Source organism: Burkholderia sp. AU16482 (genome assembly GCF_002223285.1).
In the GTDB taxonomy this organism is placed as follows: domain Bacteria; phylum Pseudomonadota; class Gammaproteobacteria; order Burkholderiales; family Burkholderiaceae; genus Burkholderia; species Burkholderia semiarida.
In genome coordinates, this window is record NZ_NKEY01000003.1 from 926,883 (window position 1) to 946,584 (window position 19,702).

The following is a 19,702-nucleotide window of genomic DNA, read 5'->3' on the forward strand; positions in this document are numbered from 1 at the left end:
CCTGGGGCGCCGGCGTTTGAAGCCGTCTTTGCCAGACTGTCCCCGCACGCCATGAAAGCTGCCGAAATCCGCGAGAAATTCCTCAAATTCTTCGAATCGAAGGGCCACACGATCGTCCGCTCGTCGAGCCTCGTGCCCGGTAACGACCCCACGCTGATGTTCACGAACTCGGGCATGGTCCAGTTCAAGGACGTCTTCCTCGGCACGGACCCGCGTCCGTACTCGCGCGCCACCACGGCACAGCGTAGCGTGCGCGCGGGCGGCAAGCACAACGACCTCGAGAACGTCGGCTACACGGCGCGCCACCACACGTTCTTCGAGATGCTCGGCAACTTCTCGTTCGGCGACTACTTCAAGCAGGACGCGATCAAGTTCGCGTGGGAGCTGCTGACCACGGTCTACCAGTTGCCGAAGGACAAGCTGTGGGTGACCGTCTACCAGGAAGACGACGAAGCCTACGACATCTGGGCGAAGGAAGTCGGCGTGCCGACCGAGCGGATCATCCGGATCGGCGACAACAAGGGTGCGCGCTACGCGTCGGACAACTTCTGGACGATGGGCGACACCGGCCCGTGCGGCCCGTGCACGGAAATCTTCTACGACCACGGCCCGGACGTGTGGGGCGGGCCGCCGGGGTCGCCTGAGGAAGACGGCGACCGCTACATCGAGATCTGGAACCTCGTGTTCATGCAGTTCAACCGCGACGCGCAGGGCAACATGACGCGCCTGCCGAAGCAGTCGGTCGACACCGGCATGGGCCTCGAGCGTCTCGCCGCGGTGCTGCAGCACGTGCACAGCAACTACGAGATCGACCTGTTCCAGAACCTGATCAAGGCCGCCGCGCGCGTGACCGAGATCAACGACCTGACGAACAACTCGCTGAAGGTGATCGCCGATCACATCCGCGCGTGCTCGTTCCTGATCGTCGACGGCGTGATTCCCGGCAACGAAGGCCGCGGCTACGTGCTGCGCCGGATCGTGCGCCGCGCGATCCGCCACGGCTACAAGCTCGGCCGCAAGGGCGCGTTCTTCCACAAGCTGGTGGCCGATCTCGTCGCCGAGATGGGCACCGCGTATCCGGAGCTGAAGGAAGCCGAGCAGCGCGTGACCGACGTGCTGCGTCAGGAAGAAGAGCGCTTCTTCGAGACGATCGAGCACGGCATGTCGATCCTCGAAGCCGCGCTTGCCGACGTCGACGCGAAGGGCGGCAAGGTGCTCGACGGCGAGCTCGCATTCAAGCTGCACGACACGTACGGCTTCCCGCTGGACCTGACGGCCGACGTGTGCCGCGAGCGCGGGATGACGGTCGACGAGCCGGCATTCGACGACGCGATGGCGCGCCAGCGCGAGCAGGCGCGTGCGGCCGGCAAGTTCAAGGCCACGCAGGGCCTCGAATACTCGGGCGCGAAGACGACCTTCCACGGTTACGAGGAAATCGCGTTCGACGACGCGAAGGTCGTCGCGCTGTACGTCGACGGTTCGGCCGTCAACGAAGTGAAGGCCGGCCAGGATGCGGTCGTCGTGCTCGACCACACGCCGTTCTACGCGGAATCGGGCGGCCAGGTCGGCGACCAGGGCGTGCTCGCGAACGCCGCGACGCGCTTCTCGGTGGCCGACACGCTGAAGGTGCAGGCCGACGTGATCGGCCATCACGGCACGCTGGAGCAGGGCACGCTGAAGGTCGGCGACGTGCTGCGCGCGGAAATCGACGCGCATCGCCGCGCGCGCACGCAGCGCAACCACTCGGCCACCCACCTGATGCACAAGGCGCTGCGCGAAGTGCTCGGCGCGCACGTGCAGCAGAAGGGTTCGCTCGTCGACGCGGAAAAGACCCGTTTCGACTTCGCGCACAACGCACCGATGACTGACGACGAAATCCGTCGCGTCGAGCAGATCGTCAACGACGAGATCCTGGCCAACGCGCCGGGCATCGTGCGCGTGATGCCGTACGACGAAGCGGTGAAGGGCGGCGCGATGGCGCTGTTCGGCGAGAAGTACGGCGATGAAGTGCGCGTGCTCGATCTCGGCTTCTCGCGCGAACTGTGCGGCGGCACGCACGTGCACCGCACCGGCGACATCGGCCTGTTCAAGATCGTGATGGAAGGCGGCGTCGCGGCCGGCATCCGTCGCGTCGAGGCGATCACCGGCGACAACGCGGTGCGCTACGTGCAGGAGCTCGACGCGCGCGTGAACGAAGCGGCAGCGGCGCTGAAGGCGCAGCCGTCGGAACTCACGCAGCGGATCGCGCAGGTGCAGGAGCAGGTGAAGTCGCTCGAGAAGGAGCTGGGCGCGCTGAAGTCGAAGCTCGCATCGAGCCAGGGCGACGAGCTCGCGCAGCAGGCCGTCGAAATCGGCGGCGTGTACGTGCTGGCCGCGACGCTCGACGGCGCCGATGCGAAGACGCTGCGCGAAACGGTCGACAAGCTCAAGGACAAGCTGAAGAGCGCGGCGATCGTGCTGGCGGCCGTCGAAGGCGGCAAGGTCAGCCTGATCGCGGGCGTCACGCCGGACGCGAGCAAGAAGGTCAAGGCCGGCGAGCTCGTGAACTTCGTCGCGCAGCAAGTGGGCGGCAAGGGCGGCGGCCGTCCGGACATGGCGCAGGCGGGCGGCACCGAGCCGGCGAACCTGCCGGGCGCGCTGGCCGGCGTGAAGGGCTGGATCGAGGAACGGCTCTGATCGTTGCACGACCGACGCGATGCGGTCGCAATGACGGCATCGCGTGAATCGAAAAACGACCCGATCGGCGGATGCCGGTCGGGTCGTTTTGTTTGTGCGGCCCATGCGCGTCGCTCGAGGCGGCGCGCGTGCGCACGGGTCACGCCGGCACGGTCGGCCTCGGCTGCGCCACGTCGCCGGACTGCCGCGCGGCGTCGGTGAGCGCATCGCGCAGCGCGGCGAGCGCCGCCGACGCATGACCGCGCCGCCATCCGAGCAGCGTGTCGATGCCTTCGAGTTCGGGAATCGTGTGCGCGGCGACGTTGCCTGTCTCGGGTTGCAGATCGAGCACCGAACGCGGCGCGACCGCGATGCCCGCGCCGGCCGCGACGCACGCGACGATCGCGTGATACGAGCCGAGCTCGAGCACGCGCGCCGGCTTCACGCCGTGCGCCGCATACCACTGCTCGACGTACTTGCGATACGCGCAGCCGCGCTCGAACGCGATCAGCGTCGGCAGGATCACGTCGCGCGGCGTACGCACCGGCGGATGGCCGCGCGGCGTGAGCAGCACGAGATCCTCACGGAAGATCGGCGCTGTCTCGAACGTGTCGGGCAGCGTGTCCGGCTCGGGCGGGCGCGCGAACAGCGCGGCGTCGATCTCGAAGTCGCGCACGCGGTCGATCAGGCACCCCGTCGTGCCCGTCACCAGTTCGAGCGACACGTCGGGCCATGCGTGGTGGTAGCGCGCGAGGATGGTCGGCAGCCGGCTCGCGGCCGTGCTTTCCATCGTGCCGAGCCGCAGCCGCCCGCGCGGCGTGTCCTCGCGCACCGCGTCGCGCGCCTCGTCGGCGAGCGCGAGCAGGCGCTCCGCATACGGCAGCAGCGTATGCCCGGCCGGCGTCAGCACGAGCCGGCGGCCGTCGCGCACGAACAGCGCCGCGCCGAGTTCCTCCTCCAGCTGCTTGATGCGTGTCGTGACGTTCGACTGCACGCGATTGAGCTTGGCCGCCGCGCGCGTCACGCCGTTCTCGCGCACGACCGCCCGGAAGATCGCCAGCGCCGACAGGTCCATGATTCTCTCCAGAGGATGAGTCGATTCTCAATTATTCATTTTTCGAGAACGTTTGGTCAAGCTAGGATGGATGCATTCCGATTCCCGATCGGCCGGCGCGCGACGTGCCGGCCCATGCCGCCATGTCCCGCTTCGATGCTTCGACCGCCGCCGCCCGCGCGTTTTCGTCCGACCAGGCGGACCGCCGCGCCCGCGCGGCCGCGCTCGCCTGCATGGTCGGCCTGGCCGTCGTGCTCGGCGTCGGCCGTTTCGCGTTCACGCCGCTGTTGCCGCTGATGCTCGCGGACGGCTCGATCGGGCTGAAGGCTGGCAGCTGGCTCGCGTCGGCGAACTACGCGGGCTACTTCGCCGGCGCGGTCAGTTGCGCGGCGCTGCGCGTCGCGCCCGCGCGGATGGTGCGCTTCGGGCTCGCGGCGACCGTGCTGCTGACCGCGGCGATGGGCGTCGGCCACGGGTTGCCGGCGTGGCTCGTCGTACGTTTCGTCGCGGGCGTCGTCAGCGCGTGGACGTTCGTGTTCATGTCGCAATGGGGGCTGCGGCGCCTGGCCGAGCTGCATGCGCCGGAATGGAGCGGGGTGATCTACGCGGGGCCGGGCGTCGGCATCGTGGCGACCGGGCTGATCGGCAGCGCGCTGGCCGGCCAGCGCGCGGCGGTGGGCTGGCTGGGCTTCGCGGCGTTGTCGGCCGTGCTGTCGGTCGCGATCTGGCGCACGTTCGGTGCGGCGTCGGCTTCGACCGCGGCCCCGCGCGCGCAGGCCATGCCGCCGGCCGCCGCGTCACATGCGGCGCCTGGCGCACCCGCCGCCCCGGCGGCGCCGGCCGGCACGCGAAGCGGTCGCGCGGACGCCGCGTGGCTCGTCGTGCTGTACGGCGCGCCGGGCTTCGGCTACATCATCACCGCGACGTTCCTGCCGGTGATCGCGCGCGCCGCGCTGCCGGCCGGCTCGCCGTGGCCCGACCTGTTCTGGCCGATGTTCGGCGCGGCGCTGATCGTCGGCGCGATCACCGCCGCGCGGCTGCCCGGGCACTGGGACAACCGGCTGCTGCTGGCGGCCGGCTGCGCGACGCAGGCGCTTGGCATCGCGGCCGGGATCGTGTGGCCGAACGCGGCCGGTTTCTCGATCGGCAGCGCGCTGCTCGGCCTGCCGTTCACCGCGATCACGCTGTTCGCGATGCGCGAGGCGCGGCGCCTGCACGGCGAGCGCGCGGCCGGACTGATGGGCTACGCGACCGCGTCGTATGGCGTCGGGCAGATCCTCGGGCCGCTCGTCGCGGCGCCGCTGGCCGCGCGCTTCGGGTCGTTTACGCCCGCGCTGTGGGTCGCGGCGGCCGCGCTGCTGGCGGGTGCGGCCGGTTTCGCGGCGACCGCCGCACGTGGGCGCCGGTCATCCTGACGCCAGCGGGGCCGGATCGTATCCGGCGCGGGCAAACTCGCTAGAATGAAGCCTTTCCCGCGCCGAGCGGGTGCCCGACGCGGCCTGCAGGCTACCGTCCGGCGCTCGCCATGCCCCATCGATGACCACCGCCGACTACCGTTTTTGCCCGCGCTGCGCGAGCCCGCTGACCGAGCGGGCCGATCCCGACCACGAAGGCGGCCGCATTCGCCAGGCCTGCCCCGACGATACCTGCGGCTACGTGCACTGGAACAACCCGCTGCCGGTCGTCGCCGCGATCGTCGAACTCGACGGCAAGATCCTGCTCGCGCGCAACGCGGCGTGGCCGGAGGGGATGTTCGCGCTGATTACCGGCTTCCTCGAAAACGGCGAGACGCCCGAGGACGGCATCGCGCGCGAGGTGTTCGAGGAAACCGCGCTGAAGGCCGAGCAGGTATCGCTCGTCGGCGTGTACGAATTCATCCGCAAGAACGAGCTGATCATCGCGTACCACGTGCGGGCGTCGGGCACGGTATCGCTGTCGCCTGAACTGCTCGAATACAAGCTCGTCGATCCGCCGCTGCTGCGCCCGTGGCGCGCCGGCACGGGCGTCGCGCTCGCCGACTGGATGCGCGCGCGCGGCCTCGATTTCGAATTCGTCGACCGGCCGGGGCAGTGACGGGCCGGGCTGCCCGCAGCGCGCCGTTCGCCGTGCCGCGCGCGATCGCGACGCGGCGCTGCGTTGCTGGCCGGCGCGCCGCGTGCTCCGGCCGCCGCGCGTCGTTCCAGTCGTCCCCATCGTCCGCATCGTTCCCTTCGCTTCCATCGTCCTGAGCGCCATCGCCATGTCCGACAAGCCGCAGCCCCGTCCGCGCGACGCCTATCGCCACTTCCTGCCGATCACGACCCGCTGGATGGACAACGACGTCTACGGGCACGTGAACAACGTCGTCTATTACAGCTACTTCGACACCGTCGTGAACGAGTACCTGATCCGCGCGGGCGTACTCGACGTCGAGCACGGGCAGACGATCGGGCTGGTCGTCGAGACGCAGTGCAACTATTTCGCGCCGCTCGTGTTCCCGCAATCGGTCGATGCGGGCCTGCGCGTCGTGAAGCTCGGCACGTCGAGCGTGCGCTACGAAGTCGGGCTGTTCGCGCAAGGCGATGCGTCGCCCGCCGCGCAGGGGCATTTCGTGCACGTGTACGTCGATCGCGGCACGCGCCGCCCGGTGCCGCTGCCCGACGCGCTGCGCGCCGCGCTCGAACCGCTCGCCGCCTGACGACGCGCGGTGCACGCGTTCGCGCTCCAGGCCTTCAACGGCCTCAGCTACGGCTTGCTGCTGTTCATGCTGTCGGCCGGCCTCACGTTGATCTTCAGCGTGCAGGGCGTACTCAACTTCGCGCATGCGAGCTTCTACATGCTCGGTGCGTACGTCGGCTACGGCATCGCGGCCCATGCGGGCTTCTGGCCCGCGCTCGTGCTGGCGCCGCTGGCGGTCGGGCTGCTCGGCGCCGGCTGCGAGCGCGTGCTGCTGCGCCGCGTGCAGGCGCGCGGCCATACGAGCGAACTGCTGCTGACCTTCGGGCTCGCGTACCTGATCGGCGAGGGCGCGAAACTCGCGTGGGGCCTCGCGCCGCTGCCGGCGCCCGTGCCGCCGCTGTTCGACGGCGCGCCGGCGAACGTGTTCGGTCTCGCGCTGCCGCGTTACCGGCTGTTCATGATGGCGATGTCCGCGACGATGCTGATCGCGCTCGGCGTGTTGCTGCGCGCGTCGCGCCTCGGGCTCGTCGTGCGCGCGGCGCTCACGCATCGCGCCGCGGTCGAGGCGCTCGGCTACGACGTGCCGCGCGTGATGACGGCGCTGTTCGGCGCGGGCACCGCGCTCGCGGCGCTGGCCGGCGTGATCGGCGCGCCGCTCGCGGTGATCGAACCGGCGCTGGCCGAGACCGTCGGGTCGGTCGTGTTCGCGATCGTCGTGATCGGCGGGCTCGGCTCGCTCGGCGGCGCGTTCGTCGCGTCGCTCGCGGTCGGCTTCGCGCAGACCTTCGCGGCCGCGAGCGACACGTCGCTGCGCGACCTCGCGCAATGGACGGGCCTCGCGTTGCCCGACAGCGTGGCCGCCGTGTCGATCGCGCAACTGGCGCCGCTCGTGCCGTACCTGCTGCTCGTCGCGGTACTGGTCGCGCGGCCGCGCGGGTTGTTCGGCGAGCGTGCCGATGCGTAGCCGCGCAGTGGCCAGATGCGCGCGCTGGGCGCTGTTCGCCGCCTGCTTCGCGCTGCCCGCGTGGCTGTGGCCGCACGGCGCGGTGCTCGGCTATCTCGCGCAGACGGCCGCGCTCGTCGTGCTCGCGCTGTCGTACAACCTGCAGCTCGGCACGACCGGGCTGCTGTCGTTCGGGCATGCGGCGTTCGCGGGCCTCGGCGCGTTCGCGGCCGCGCACTGGTTCAATCGCGTCGGCGGCCCGCTGCCGCTGTTGCCGCTCGTCGGCGGCGCGGCCGGCGCGGGCTTCGGGTGCGTCGCCGGGCTGCTGGCGACGCGCCGTTCCGGCACCGCGTTCGCGATGATCACGCTCGGGCTCGGCGAATGCGTCGCGGCGGCCGCATGGAGCGTGCCCGCGTGGTTCGGCGGGATCGGCGGCGTGCCGATCGACCGTGCGGGCGGCGCGCCGTGGGGCAACGGGTATTTCGGCGCGCCGGCGCACGCGTATGCGGTGATCGCCGCGTGGTGCGTCGTGTCGGCGTGGGCGATGCATGCGCTCACGCGCACGCCGCTCGCACGGCTCGCGAACGCGGTGCGCGACAACCCGGCGCGCGTCGCGGCGCTCGGTACCGATCCGCGTCGCGTGCGGCTCGCGATGGTTGTCTGCGCATCGTTCTTCGCGGGTATCGCCGGCACGCTGACGCTGATCGACGTCGAGATCGCGACGCCCGACAGCGTGTCGATGGCGCGCTCGGCGACCGTGCTGATCGCCGCGGTGATCGGCGGCACCGGCGCATTCTTCGGGCCGGCGGCCGGCGCGGCCGTGCTGACCGCGCTGAGTATCGGCGTCGCGGGCGTGTCGCGCGCGTGGGCGCTGTATCTCGGCGTGCTGTTCGTCGCGATCGTCGTGGCCGCGCCGGGCGGGATCGCGGGCGTTGCACAGGCGCTCGCGCGGGTGCTGCGGCGCGGCGCGCCGGCAGTCGAGCGGTGGCGCGCGCTGTGCGGCGTCGCCGCGTGCGCGTTCTGGAGCGTCGCGATCGTCTGCGCGGCCGAGCTCGGTTATGCATGGCGCTTCGCGCAGGACGACGGCGCGCGCCTCGCGTTCGGCGCATGGGGCATCGACGCCGATACGCCGATCGGCTGGGCCGTCGTGGTTTCGGCTGCCGGCATCGGCACGCTGCTGTGGAGCTGGCGCGCGCGGCTCGTGCACGGCGCGGCGGTCGCCGCGCGGGAGGACGCGCGATGAACGGCAACGCGATCACGCTTCACGGCGTCGTGCAGCGCTTCGGCGCGCAGACCGTGCTCGACGGTGTCGATCTGAGCATCGCGGCCGGCGAGCGCCACGCGCTGATCGGGCCGAACGGCGCGGGCAAGTCGACGCTGTTCGGCGTGATCGCCGGCGCGACGCGGCCGACGCGCGGGCGCGTCGTGCTGCACGGTGTCGAGCTGCGCGGGCGCGGGCCGGTCGTCGCGAGCCGCCTCGGCATCGGCCGCAGTTTCCAGCAGACGAGCGTATTCGCGCGCCTGAGCGTATTCGACAACCTGCGCTGCGCGGCGCTGCATGCGCCGGCCGAGCGGCGGCGCTGGTGGAACCGGCTGCGCGAATCGGCGTCGGTCGATCTCGCGGCCGCACGCGTGCTGCACGACATCGGCCTCGACGCGCGGCGCGACACGCCGGCCGGCGAACTGAGCTATGCGGAGCAGCGCGCGCTCGATCTCGGAATCGCGCTCGCGAGCGGCGCGCGGACGCTGCTGCTCGACGAGCCGACGGCCGGCATGAGCCGCGCGCAGGCGGCGCGGATGATCGCGTTGATCCGCGCGACGACGCAGGGCCGCACGGTGCTGATGATCGAACACGACATGGACGCGGTGTTCGGTTTCGCCGAGCGCATCACGGTGCTCGTGCGCGGCGCGGTGGTCGCGACCGGCGCGCCCGACGCGATCCGCGCCGATGCGCGCGTGCGTGCCGCGTACCTGGGCGAGGGTGCGACATGAGCGCCGTGCTCGACATTCGCGGGCTGCGCGCGTGGTACGGGATGCAGCCCGTGCTCGACGGCGTCGATCTCGCGCTGGCGCCGGGCGAGACGCTCGCGCTGCTCGGCCGCAACGGCTCGGGTCGCTCGACGCTCGCGAAGGCCGTGATGGGGCTTGTGCGCACGGCCGGCTCGGTGCGCGTCGCCGGTGCCGAATGCGCGGGGGCGCGCACCTTCGAGATCGCGCGGCGCGGCGTGGCTTACGTTGCCGAAAGCCGCGACGTGTTTCCATTGCTGAGCGTGCGCGACAACCTGCGGCTCGGTTTGCGCGGCGCGAGCGGCGCAGCCGAACGCACGGCGCTCGACCGCCTGTTCGAGCGTTTTCCGCTGCTGGCCGCGCGCGCGGACGTGAAAGCCGGGCGGCTGTCGGGCGGCGAGCAGCAGGTGCTCGCGCTGGTGCGCGCGCTTGCCGGCGGCCCGCGCGTGCTGATCGTCGACGAACCGGCCGAAGGGCTCGCGCCGCTCGCGGTCGGCGAGGTCGGCGCGTGCCTCGCCGCGCTGCAGGCCGACGGCGTCGCGATCGTGCTGATCGAGCAGCGGCTGCAGCTCGCACCGCGGCTCGCGCGGCGCGTCGCGGTGATGGGGCGGGGACGGATCGTCTACGACGGCGCGCTCGACGGGCTGGACGACGAGGTCATCCACGCATGGCTGAGCGCGGGCTGACGGCGCCCGGTCGATTGTTCGGCAAACTCCGCCAGTCAATTCGCGTCGAGCCGCTTTATCGCTGCGGTGCGGCAACGTAAATTGCCAATCAGGCCGGTCGCCATCGCAACGCATCGATGCATCGATGCATCGACGCATCGTCGCGGCGACCGGCGCCATCCATCGAAGGTCTTCTGACTGAGGAATGAAATCATGAGCAAGCTGGCAGGCAAGGTCGCGATCGTCACGGGCGCATCGAAGGGCATCGGCGCGGCCATCGCGAAGGCACTGGCCGACGCAGGCGCGGCGGTCGTCGTCAACTACGCGAGCAGCAAGGCGGGCGCGGATGCGGTCGTGAGCGCGATCACCGAAGCGGGCGGCCGCGCGGTCGCCGTCGGCGGCGACGTGTCGAAGGCGGCCGACGTGCAACGCATCGTCGATACCGCGATCGACACGTATGGCCGTCTCGACGTGGTCGTCAACAATTCCGGCGTGTACGAATTCGCGCCGATCGAAGCGATCACCGAAGAACACTATCGCCGGCAGTTCGACACGAACGTGTTCGGCGTACTGCTGACGACGCAGGCGGCCGCCAAGCATCTCGGCGAAGGCGCGAGCATCATCAACATCAGCTCGGTCGTGACCAGCATCACGCCGCCGGCCAGCGCCGTATACAGCGGCACGAAGGGCGCGGTCGACGCGATCACCGGCGTGCTCGCGCTCGAGCTCGCGCCGCGCAAGATCCGCGTGAACGCGATCAACCCGGGGATGGTCGTGACCGAGGGCACGCACAGCGCGGGCATCATCGGCTCCGAGCTTGAAACGCAAGTGCTCGGCCAGACGCCGCTCGGCCGCCTCGGCGAGCCGAACGACATCGCGTCGGTCGCCGTGTTCCTCGCGTCGGACGATGCACGCTGGCTGACCGGCGAGCGCCTCGTCGCGAGCGGCGGGCTGCGCTGACCGGACCGTGCCGCCGCCCGGACCGCGGCGGTAGCGAAATCCCCGCACGCTGCGTCGAGTCTGCTTCGGCAGATCGCGCGGCGTGTCGTCCATTGCGACGCAGCCTTCGCATTCGCTGCACGAACGGCACGTATGCGATCCCGGTAGAGTCCCCCCTCTGATCCCGTGTCGCGGCGCGGCATAAAACCGTCATGCGGCGCGCGCGGTGACGCTGCGCGCTGCGCGCCGCGCCGACCGAAACCATCCTCCCAAATGCTGCGCATATGCCTGTCACGCAAGGCTGACGGGCGCATGCCGCCGTGCGCGATCGGCTCGTCGTATGCCGCTCGCATGCGTGCCGCGCACATTCCCCATTCAAGTTGCGAATGTTTGCATCGCAACAATCCATTTCATTCGCGGCGATTGGAGCGGTATGGTGAACGCACGTTCGATATTCACCGACCGATGCCCATTCATCACGCGAAGACGCCATGAAAACGACTCACGATCGATCCGGCCGCGCGCCACGTGCGACCGCCGGCCGCGCGCCCGAAGGCGGCGGCGACCGACGCGACGCAGGCCTGCGCCTGCCGGCGAAGCTGGTGGGCCCGATCGTGCTCGGCACGCTGCTCAACGCGCTGAATTCGTCGATGATCGCGGTCGCGCTCGTGAGCATCCAGCAGGCGTTCGCGCCGGCCGACGCCGCGCACGCGCGCATCGATACGCTGTGGCTCGTGTCGGGGCTGTATCTGGCGACGGCCGCCGGCCAGCCGACGATGGGGCGCCTCGCCGATCGCTTCGGCGCGAAGCGGATCTTCTGCATCGGCCTTGCGATCGTGCTGTTCGCGTCGTCGCTCGCGCCGTTCGCGCCGACGCTCGGCTGGCTGGTCGCCTCGCGCGTCGCGCTCGGCATCGGCACGTCGGCCGCGTATCCGGCCGGCATGGCGATGATCCGCGCGTGGTCGCAGCGGCATGCGAACGGCGCGACGCCGACGGGCGGGCTCGGCGCGATCTCGATCGCGGCGCAGGTGGCCGTCGCGTTCGGCCCGCCGCTCGGCGGTGCGCTGGTGCAGTTCGCCGGCTGGCGCGCGATCTTCTGGATCAACGTGCCGATCGTGCTGGCCGCCTTCGTGTTCGCCTGGCTGTGGATCCCGGCCGACCCGGCCTATCGCGACGCACAGGCGCGCACCACGCTGCGCGCCACGCTGACGGAACTGGATCTGCCGGGCGTGGCGTTGTTCGTGCTGACGCTCGCGAGCCTGCTGCTGTTCCTGCAATCGGTGTCGCGCGAACCCGATTGGCTGCTGCTGGCCGCGACGCTCGTGCTGGCGCCGCTGTTGATCGGCCGCGAACGCCGGGCCGCGGCGCCGCTGATCGACATCCGGATGCTGGCCGACAACCGTCCGCTGCTCGGCACGTATCTGCGCTGCGTCGGCACCTATGCGGTGTTCTACGCGATCTTCTATGCGCTGCCGATGTGGCTGCAGGAGGCGAGGGGACTGTCGGCCGCCGACGCCGGCCTCGTGATGCTGCCGGTCGCCGGCATCGGCACGGTCACGACGATGCTCGCCACCCGCATCGTGCACCGCCACGGCGCGCGCCCCGTGCTCGTCATCGGTTCCGCGCTGCTCTGCATCGGCAGCGTCGTGATGAGCCAGCTGACGAGCAGCCTGCCGATCGCGGCGATCGTTGTGCTGTCGGTTGTGTTCGGTATTCCTAATGGTTTCAACAATCTCGGCAATCAGGCCACGCTCTACCAGAGCACGCCGCACGGCCGGATCGGTACGGCGTCCGGCCTGTACCGCACCGCGCAGTACGTCGGCGGCAGCCTGTCGTTCGCGCTCGTCGGTCTCGCGCTCGGCCATCCGGCGAGCGACCGCGGCCTGCGCGCGCTTGCCGTCGTCCTGGCGGTGATCAGCGTGCTGCTGTTGCTCAATGCCGTATCGAGCCGGCACCTCGACGCCGCCGTTTCTTCCGTTCCACAACAAAAGTGAGGGTGATACATGTCCATTCCGACGCTCAATCGCACCGCCGCGCTCGTCGCCATCGATCTGCAGAACGGCATCGTCGCGCTGCCGGTCACGCCTTATACCGGCGCGCAGGTCGTCGCGAAGACGGTCGGGCTGGCGGCGGCTTTCCGCGCGCGGGGGCTGCCCGTCATCTACGTGCACACGAGCTACCTGCCGGACGGCGGCGTGGCGCTGAAGGTGAAGACGGATGCGCCGTCGCAGCCGCCGAATCTCGATCCCGAATGGAGCGCGTTCGCGCCGGCGCTCGGCGTGTCGCCGTCCGACATCGTCGTGACGAAGCATCAGTGGGGCGCGTTCACCGGCACCGACCTGGACGTGCAGCTGCGTCGCCGCGGCATCACCGACGTCGTGCTGACCGGCATCGCGACCAACATCGGCGTGGAATCGACCGCGCGCCAGGCATACGAAAACAACTACAACGTCGTGATCGTGAGCGATGCGGTCAGCACGTCGTCGGCCGATGCGCAGACGTTCGCGCTGACCCAGATCTTCCCGAAGCTCGGGCAGGTCGCCGCGGCGGCGGACGTGGAGGCGGCACTCGAGCAGGCGCAGTCGCGCTGAAGCCGGCGATTCGTTCGGCGCGCTTTTTCACATACCAGTCGTTTACCGAGGAATGACGATGATCAAGACCGATGCATGGGTTCTCTACGCGGGCCCGGAACCGACCCGCCAGCAGCCGCCCGTCGCGGGCGAGCTGCGCCGCGAAACCTTCGAATTTTCCCCGCTCGAAGCCGACGAGGTGCTCGTCGAGCCGCTGTACGGATCGTGGGAAGCGAACCTCGACCACGCGCTGTCGCGCAACCCGGTCGACATCTGCCGCCAGCGCCGCGAGGACAAGATCGTGCTGGGCAACGGCGCGCTGGTGCGCGTCGTGGAGCGCGGTCGCGCGGTCCACGCGCTGAAGGACGGCGAGATCTGCATGGTGATGCCGTTCGGCAAGCGCGACGAATACGGATTCGCCGAGCTCGTCTACGCGTACGACGCGCCCGGCACGATCGGCGTGATGGCGCAACGCACCAAGATGCGCGCCGACAACCTGGTGCCGGTGCCGACCGACAGCCGCCACTCGCTGCTGCAATGGGCGACCTACGGCCGCTACTTCACCGCGTGGGACAACTGGAAGGTCGCGTCGACGTGCTGGCGCTCGCAACTGCCGGACGTCGATCCGGCCGACTATCTGGTGTTCGGCTGGGGCGGCGGCACGACGCTGGCCGAGCTGCAGCTCGCGAAGCGCGAAGGCTTTCGCGTCGCGATGACCGCGAGCAACGACCGTCGCCTCGAGGATCTCGCGAAGCTCGGCATCACGCCGGTCGACCGCCGCAAGTTTCCGGATCTCGCGTACGACGAGGCGCGCTACCGGGCCGATCCGGACTACCAGGCACGCTACCGCGAGTCGGAGCGCGTCTTCGCCGAGACGATCGCCGAGCTGAGCGGCGGCCGCGGCGTCGCGATCTTCCTCGACAATCTCGGCGGCGCGCTGTATCGCGCGACGATGCGCGTGACGGGCCGCACCGGCATCGTCGCGACGGTCGGCTGGAAAACCGGGATGCGCCTGTGGAACCTGCGCGCGACGGAATGCATCAACCGCCGCCTGCACATCCACACGCACGCGTGGCGCTACGACGACAGCATCACGATCCGCGACTTCCAGGAGTCGACCGGCTGGATCGGCCAGGAACCGACCGAAATATTCGATTTCGACGACGTGCCGAAGCTTGCGTCCGATTACCTGAACGGAAAGATCGAGACGTATTTCCCGATCTATCGGATCAACGCGGTCTGAGCCGCCGGCCGCGCGCCATGCCTGCATCGTTGCATGATGATTAGTAATGCAAACGATGGCGGTGCATGGCGCGCCGTGCAACCTATCTGGCAGGAGAACGCCATGGCCTCTGTGGAAACCGGGGAGGTCGACGCCGGCACGGCGTCGGACACCTCCAGCCGCGCGCCGCTCGGCGGCATTCGCGTGATCGACGCCGCGACGCTGTTTGCCGGCCCGCTCGCGGCGACGATGCTCGCCGACTACGGCGCCGACGTGATCAAGGTGGAACACCCGACGGGCGATCCGGCGCGCAAGTACGGCGCGCGTCGCGACGACGTGCCGTTGTGGTGGAAGGTGGTCGCGCGCAACAAGCGGGCGGTCACGCTGAATCTCGGCACGGCCGACGGCCAGCGGATCTTTCGCGAGCTGGCCGCGCAGGCCGACGTGGTGGTCGAGAATTTCCGGCCCGGCACGCTGGAGCGCTGGGGGCTCGGCTACGACGTGTTGTCCGCGATCAATCCGCGGCTCGTGCTGGTGCGGGTGACGGGGTTCGGCCAGTTCGGCCCGTATGCGCGCCGCCCCGGTTTCGGCACGCTCGCGGAGGCGATGAGCGGGCTGGCGGCCGCCACCGGCGAGGCGGACGGGCCGCCGCTGCTGCCGTCGTTTCCGCTCGCGGACACGGTGGCGGGGCTCACCGCCGCGTTCGCGATCATGACGGCGCTGAAGGCGCGCGAACGCACCGGACGCGGACAGGTGGTCGATCTCGCGATCATCGAGACGATGCTCGCGGCGATGGGCGCGCAGGTCGCGAGCTACGACCAGACGGGGCGCGTGCCCGAGCGCGCCGGCAACCGCTCGCCGAACAACGCGCCGCGCGGCGTGTATCGCACGTCGGACGGCAAGTGGGTCGCGCTGTCGACGTCGGCGCACAGCATCGCCGAGCGCGTGATGCGGCTCGTCGGCCGCGCGGACCTGATCGACCAGCCGTGGTTCGCGAGCGGCGTCGAGCGCGCGAAGCATGCGGACGAGCTCGACGCGGCGGTCGGCGGCTGGATCGGGCAGCGCACGCGCGACGAGGTGATCGACGCGTTCGAGCGCGCGGAGGCGGCCGTCGCGCCGATCTACGACGTCGCCGACGTGCTGCGCGATCCGCAGTACGCGGCGCTCGGCTCGATCGTATCGGTGCCCGACGCCGAACTGGGCGCATTCCGCACGCACAACGTGCCGTTCCGGCTGTCCGACACCCCCGGCGCGATCCGCTGGGGCGGGCCGTCGCGCGGCGCGCACAACGATGAAGTATTCGGCGCATTGGGCCTGGAATCGCGGGACCTCGCCGACCTGACCGAACGAGGTGTGATTTGAAACCGAGTGCAACCTGCCGCAGTTACCTGTACGTGCCCGCGCACAAGACGCAGGTGGTCGAGAAGGCCTACGCGAGCGAGGCCGACGCGATCGTGCTGGATCTCGAGGACGCCGTGCCGGCGAGCCACAAGGTCGACGCCCGCAAGGCCGCCGCCGACATCCTGGCGGGCGGCCCGCCGAAGCCGACCTACGTACGCGTGAACCCGATCGGGACGCCGTGGTGCCGCGACGACGTCGAGGCGATCGCGTTGCCCGCATTGCAGGCGCTGCGTTTGCCGAAATGCGATTTCCCCGCGCATATCCAGGAAGTCGCGGGCTGGCTCGACGCGCTCGGCAGCGACGCCGGGATCCAGATCCTGATCGAATCCGCCTATGGGGTGGAAACCGCTTATCAGCTCGCGACCGCGTCGCCGCGGCTCGAACGGATCGGGCTCGGCGAAAGCGACCTGCGCGCCGACCTGCGGATCGGCGTCGACAACTTCACGCTCGAAGTGTGCCGCGCGCGCTGCGCGGTGGCGTCGCGCGCGGCGGGGCTGAACGGGCCGATCCAGACGGTCTATCACACGCTCGGCGATCTCGACGGCCTGAAGGAATCGACGTTGCGCGCGAAATCGATGGGATTCGTCGGCCGTTTCGCGATTCATCCGTCGCAACTGCCGGTCATCAACGCGGTGTTCACGCCGTCGGACGAGGAAATCCGCGCGGCCGAGCGCGTGCTGGAGGCGGTCGATGCGGCGGACGATCAATCGTCGGTGTTCGTGCTGCCCGATGGCCGCGTGGTGGCGCCGCCGCTGATCGCGAACGCGCGCGTGACGCTGGCGCTGGCGACCCACCTGCGGCGCGATGGAGTCGCGGCATGAGCGCGCCCGATACGCTTTCCGCACCGGCCGTCGCCGCCAGGCCCACGAATCCGGACGGCATCGTCGGCGTGCTCGGCCGCTTCGCGTCGGCGGTGCGCGTCGACGGGCTCGATCGCACGCTGCGCGTGGAGGCCGCCGCCCGCGTGCTCGACCTCGTCGGCAACAGCCTGATCGCGCACGACGAACCCGTCGCGCAGTCCGTGCTGCAGGTCGCGCGGCGCTGGGGCGGGCACGGCCGCGCGAGCGTGATCGGCGCGGCCGACCGGCTGCCGGCCGCGAGCGCCGCGCTCGTCAACGGCACGCTCGCGCATGCGATGGATTTCGACGACTCGCACATGCTGTCGGTGCTGCATCCGAGCGCGTCGGTGATTCCGGCCGCGCTCGCCGCCGCGCAGGCGAGCGGTGCATCGGGCGCAGCGCTGCTCGATGCGATCACGGTCGGCACCGAGATCTGCATCCGGCTCGGCGTGGCGGCCTACAACGAGCGGCTCGGCAATTCGGTGTTCTTCGAGCGCGGCCAGCACGCGACGTCGATCTGCGGGACAGTGGGCGCGGCCGCGGCCGCGGCGATGCTGCTCGGGCTCGACGCCGCGCGGATCGCCGCGGCGCTCGGGATTGCCGCGAGCATGGGCGCGGGCCTGCTCGAGGCGAACCGCACCGGCGGCTCCGTGAAGCGGATTCACTGCGGCTGGGCCGCGCATGCGGGCGTGAGCGCGGCGGAACTGGCGGATGCGGGCGTGACCGCGCCGCCGACCGCGCTCGAAGGCCGCTTCGGCTTCTTTCACGCATGGTGCGGCGAGCTGGCCGACGTCGACGCGGTGCTGCGCGGCCTCGGTGACGACTGGGAGACGAGCCGGATCATCTTCAAGCCGTATCCGTGCAACCACTTCACGCATCCGGGCATCGACGCGGCGCTGCAACTGAAGGCGCAGGGCGTGACGGCCGACGACGTGGTGTCGGCCGAACTGCGGGTCGCGACGTCGACGCTGCGCACGATCGGCGAGCCTGCCGAATTGAAGGCCAGCCCGCCGAACGGTTACGCGGCCGCGTTCTCGGGGCCGTACACGATCGCGGCCGCGCTGCTCGGCGGGGGCGGGCTCGGCGTCTGGTTCGACGATTTCGACGATGCGCTCGTGCGGGACCCCGCGCGCCGCGCGCTGGCCGCGAAGGTGCGCTGCGTCGCCGATCCGTGGTGCGACGCGCGGTTCCCGCACAGCCTGCCTGCCGTGCTGCGCGTGACGCTGCGCGACGGGCAGACGCGCGAGGCGCGCGTCGAGTCGAGCAAGGGCACCCGTTCGCGGCCGCTGACCGAACAGGAACTCGTCGCGAAGTTCGTGCTCGCCGCGAGTTCGACGATCGGCACGCCGCGTGCGCTCGAGCTGCGCGACGCGGTGCAGGCGCTCGTCGACGACACGCCGCTGGATGCGCTGGCGGCGTTGACGTCCGACGTGCATCCGAACCGGAAAGGAGGAGAGCCATCTTGAACGCACCACGCTGGAAGAAGCGGCCGCCGGGCTCGAACTGGGGCGATTTCGGCCCGGACGATCAGCAGGGACGGTTGAACTGGCTGACGCCGGACAAGGTGCGGCAGGGCGTCGCCGAGGTGCGCGAAGGCCTGTCGTTCTCGCTGAGCCTGCCGCTCGACGTGCCGCGCGGCGGCGGGCTGAACGCGCGCCGTCGGCCGCCCGCGATCATGCCGGCGCTGCTCGGCGGCAAGCCGTACTTCGGTTATCGCGCCGACGAACAGGTGGCGAACGCCACGGACGTCGTCTGCGACGATTCGTTCTGCATGCATTCGCAGTTCTCGACGCAATGGGACGGTCTCGCGCACGTCGGCGGCGTATTCGACGCGGACGACGACGGCGTACCCGAAATCGTGTTCTACAACGGCTTCCGGATGGGCGAGCATCTGCGGGTGCCGCAGGAGGGCGACGCCACCGGCGGCGCGCGCGCGCTCGGCATCGAGGTGATGGCGCGCACCGGCGTGCAGGGGCGCGGCGTGCTGATCGACCTGCGGCATCACTTCGGCGACGCCCGCACGAAAGTGGGCTACGCGCAACTGATGCGCGTGATGGAAGCGGACGACGTGCACGTCGAGCAGGGCGACATCGTCTGCATTCACACCGGTTTCGCCGATCTGCTGCTGAACGACGAGCACGGTTCGCCCGCGACCGTCGCGAGCGCGTGCGTGCTGGACAGCAGCGACGCCCGGCTGCTGCAGTGGATCGACGAGTCGCGGCTCGCGGCGCTCGTGGCCGACAACCACGCGATCGAGGAGCGGCCGCAGCATGCGCAGCCGCTCGCGCGGCCGGGGGCGCTGATGCCGCTGCACGAGCTGTGCCTGTTCAAGCTCGGCATCCACCTCGGTGAGCTGTGGCACCTGACGCCGCTCGCGAACTGGCTGCGCGCGCATCGGCGAAACCGGTTCCTGCTGACCGCGCCGCCGTTGCATATCCGGGGGCTGGTCGGTGCGCCGGTGAACCCGGTCGCGACCATTTGACGCGCAGGCCGCGGGCGCCGGCGCGCGCCCGGCCGGGGGGAACCGTTTCCATGCGTCGATCCGGGATCGTCGATTGAGCCGATTATCGAAAAAATGACTGAAAATTGGGTCGTTCAGATCGAAAATAGAATCAATGGCGCGGGGTATATAAAAAATATTGAAACGTCAAGATTGGACTATTCTCATTTATTGCACTAAATATCAGGGGATTTCCCCATTGCGATAATCGCGAACCGGGGATGGCGATTAACCCGTTTAGTGGATGGT

17 protein-coding genes are annotated in these 19,702 nt (G+C 70.3%); 16 read left to right on the forward strand and 1 reads right to left on the reverse strand.

The window, feature by feature from the left end; all coding sequences use genetic code 11:
- The first annotated feature begins 51 nt into the window (after positions 1–51).
- Positions 52–2,676, forward strand: a complete 2,625-nt coding sequence (alaS, locus tag CFB35_RS06860) for an alanine--tRNA ligase (protein WP_059575939.1) — start codon at positions 52–54, stop codon at positions 2,674–2,676.
- A 139-nt stretch (positions 2,677–2,815) separates the two neighbouring features.
- On the opposite strand, the gene CFB35_RS06865 is transcribed toward alaS, so the two are convergent.
- Positions 2,816–3,730, reverse strand: coding sequence for a LysR family transcriptional regulator (locus CFB35_RS06865; RefSeq protein WP_059575936.1), 915 nt, complete (start codon positions 3,728–3,730; stop codon positions 2,816–2,818).
- Between the two features lie 122 nt (positions 3,731–3,852).
- On the opposite strand from CFB35_RS06865, the gene CFB35_RS06870 reads away from it, so the two are divergent.
- The 15 genes from CFB35_RS06870 to CFB35_RS06940 all read left to right on the forward strand — a co-directional run bounded on the left by CFB35_RS06870 (position 3,853) and on the right by CFB35_RS06940 (position 19,435).
- Positions 3,853–5,124: a YbfB/YjiJ family MFS transporter gene (locus tag CFB35_RS06870; protein WP_059575934.1), complete on the forward strand. Its 1,272-nt coding sequence runs from the start codon at positions 3,853–3,855 to the stop codon at positions 5,122–5,124.
- Positions 5,125–5,245: 121 nt separating this feature from the next.
- The gene (locus tag CFB35_RS06875; RefSeq protein ID WP_059575932.1) at positions 5,246–5,782 is read left to right on the forward strand and encodes an NUDIX domain-containing protein; all 537 of its coding nucleotides are present in this window, start codon (positions 5,246–5,248) and stop codon (positions 5,780–5,782) included.
- 166 nt (positions 5,783–5,948) lie between these two features.
- A complete protein-coding gene (locus CFB35_RS06880) occupies positions 5,949–6,386 on the forward strand; it encodes a thioesterase family protein (protein ID WP_027787751.1) in 438 nt (145 codons plus the stop codon).
- A 9-nt stretch (positions 6,387–6,395) separates the two neighbouring features.
- On the forward strand, positions 6,396–7,331 hold the full coding sequence (locus CFB35_RS06885; RefSeq protein WP_059575930.1) for a branched-chain amino acid ABC transporter permease: 936 nt from the start codon (positions 6,396–6,398) through the stop codon (positions 7,329–7,331).
- Positions 7,324–8,553, forward strand: coding sequence for a branched-chain amino acid ABC transporter permease (locus CFB35_RS06890; protein ID WP_059575928.1), 1,230 nt, complete (start codon positions 7,324–7,326; stop codon positions 8,551–8,553). The genes CFB35_RS06885 and CFB35_RS06890 overlap by 8 nt, the downstream gene beginning before the upstream one ends.
- Entirely contained in the window at positions 8,550–9,302 is a 753-nt protein-coding gene (locus CFB35_RS06895; RefSeq protein ID WP_059575976.1) for an ABC transporter ATP-binding protein, read from the forward strand. The genes CFB35_RS06890 and CFB35_RS06895 overlap by 4 nt, the downstream gene beginning before the upstream one ends.
- The gene (locus CFB35_RS06900; RefSeq protein ID WP_059575926.1) at positions 9,299–10,003 is read left to right on the forward strand and encodes an ABC transporter ATP-binding protein; all 705 of its coding nucleotides are present in this window, start codon (positions 9,299–9,301) and stop codon (positions 10,001–10,003) included. Before CFB35_RS06895 ends, CFB35_RS06900 begins: the two co-directional genes overlap by 4 nt.
- A 192-nt stretch (positions 10,004–10,195) precedes the next feature.
- The gene (locus tag CFB35_RS06905) at positions 10,196–10,942 is read left to right on the forward strand and encodes a glucose 1-dehydrogenase (protein WP_059575924.1); all 747 of its coding nucleotides are present in this window, start codon (positions 10,196–10,198) and stop codon (positions 10,940–10,942) included.
- Between the two features lie 470 nt (positions 10,943–11,412).
- A complete protein-coding gene (locus CFB35_RS06910) occupies positions 11,413–12,915 on the forward strand; it encodes an MFS transporter (protein ID WP_059575922.1) in 1,503 nt (500 codons plus the stop codon).
- 9 nt (positions 12,916–12,924) lie between these two features.
- Positions 12,925–13,512 carry a hydrolase gene (locus CFB35_RS06915; RefSeq protein ID WP_059575920.1) on the forward strand — a complete coding sequence of 196 codons (588 nt, stop codon included), beginning with the start codon at positions 12,925–12,927 and terminating at the stop codon, positions 13,510–13,512.
- A 58-nt stretch (positions 13,513–13,570) separates the two neighbouring features.
- Positions 13,571–14,734, forward strand: a complete 1,164-nt coding sequence (locus tag CFB35_RS06920; protein ID WP_059575974.1) for a zinc-binding dehydrogenase — start codon at positions 13,571–13,573, stop codon at positions 14,732–14,734.
- 102 nt (positions 14,735–14,836) lie between these two features.
- Positions 14,837–16,075 carry a CaiB/BaiF CoA-transferase family protein gene (locus tag CFB35_RS06925; protein WP_059575918.1) on the forward strand — a complete coding sequence of 413 codons (1,239 nt, stop codon included), beginning with the start codon at positions 14,837–14,839 and terminating at the stop codon, positions 16,073–16,075.
- Positions 16,072–16,935: a CoA ester lyase gene (locus CFB35_RS06930; protein ID WP_089464716.1), complete on the forward strand. Its 864-nt coding sequence runs from the start codon at positions 16,072–16,074 to the stop codon at positions 16,933–16,935. The genes CFB35_RS06925 and CFB35_RS06930 overlap by 4 nt, the downstream gene beginning before the upstream one ends.
- A complete protein-coding gene (locus tag CFB35_RS06935; RefSeq protein WP_059575915.1) occupies positions 16,932–18,419 on the forward strand; it encodes an MmgE/PrpD family protein in 1,488 nt (495 codons plus the stop codon). The genes CFB35_RS06930 and CFB35_RS06935 overlap by 4 nt, the downstream gene beginning before the upstream one ends.
- Complete coding sequence (locus CFB35_RS06940) at positions 18,416–19,435, forward strand: cyclase family protein (RefSeq protein WP_059575913.1); 1,020 nt, start codon at positions 18,416–18,418, stop codon at positions 19,433–19,435. Before CFB35_RS06935 ends, CFB35_RS06940 begins: the two co-directional genes overlap by 4 nt.
- Positions 19,436–19,702 lie beyond the last annotated feature (267 nt).

Excerpts from the sequence above, each read along its gene's own strand:
- alaS (WP_059575939.1), top strand. The coding sequence starts at position 52 with ATGAAAGCTGCCGAAATCCGCGAGAAATTCCTCAAATTCTTCGAATCG.
- CFB35_RS06865 (WP_059575936.1), bottom strand. The coding sequence starts at position 3,730 with ATGGACCTGTCGGCGCTGGCGATCTTCCGGGCGGTCGTGCGCGAGAAC.
- CFB35_RS06870 (WP_059575934.1), top strand. The coding sequence starts at position 3,853 with ATGTCCCGCTTCGATGCTTCGACCGCCGCCGCCCGCGCGTTTTCGTCC.
- CFB35_RS06875 (WP_059575932.1), top strand. The coding sequence starts at position 5,246 with ATGACCACCGCCGACTACCGTTTTTGCCCGCGCTGCGCGAGCCCGCTG.
- CFB35_RS06880 (WP_027787751.1), top strand. The coding sequence starts at position 5,949 with ATGTCCGACAAGCCGCAGCCCCGTCCGCGCGACGCCTATCGCCACTTC.
- CFB35_RS06890 (WP_059575928.1), top strand. The coding sequence starts at position 7,324 with ATGCGTAGCCGCGCAGTGGCCAGATGCGCGCGCTGGGCGCTGTTCGCC.
- CFB35_RS06895 (WP_059575976.1), top strand. The coding sequence starts at position 8,550 with ATGAACGGCAACGCGATCACGCTTCACGGCGTCGTGCAGCGCTTCGGC.
- CFB35_RS06900 (WP_059575926.1), top strand. The coding sequence starts at position 9,299 with ATGAGCGCCGTGCTCGACATTCGCGGGCTGCGCGCGTGGTACGGGATG.
- CFB35_RS06905 (WP_059575924.1), top strand. The coding sequence starts at position 10,196 with ATGAGCAAGCTGGCAGGCAAGGTCGCGATCGTCACGGGCGCATCGAAG.
- CFB35_RS06910 (WP_059575922.1), top strand. The coding sequence starts at position 11,413 with ATGAAAACGACTCACGATCGATCCGGCCGCGCGCCACGTGCGACCGCC.
- CFB35_RS06915 (WP_059575920.1), top strand. The coding sequence starts at position 12,925 with ATGTCCATTCCGACGCTCAATCGCACCGCCGCGCTCGTCGCCATCGAT.
- CFB35_RS06920 (WP_059575974.1), top strand. The coding sequence starts at position 13,571 with ATGATCAAGACCGATGCATGGGTTCTCTACGCGGGCCCGGAACCGACC.
- CFB35_RS06925 (WP_059575918.1), top strand. The coding sequence starts at position 14,837 with ATGGCCTCTGTGGAAACCGGGGAGGTCGACGCCGGCACGGCGTCGGAC.
- CFB35_RS06935 (WP_059575915.1), top strand. The coding sequence starts at position 16,932 with ATGAGCGCGCCCGATACGCTTTCCGCACCGGCCGTCGCCGCCAGGCCC.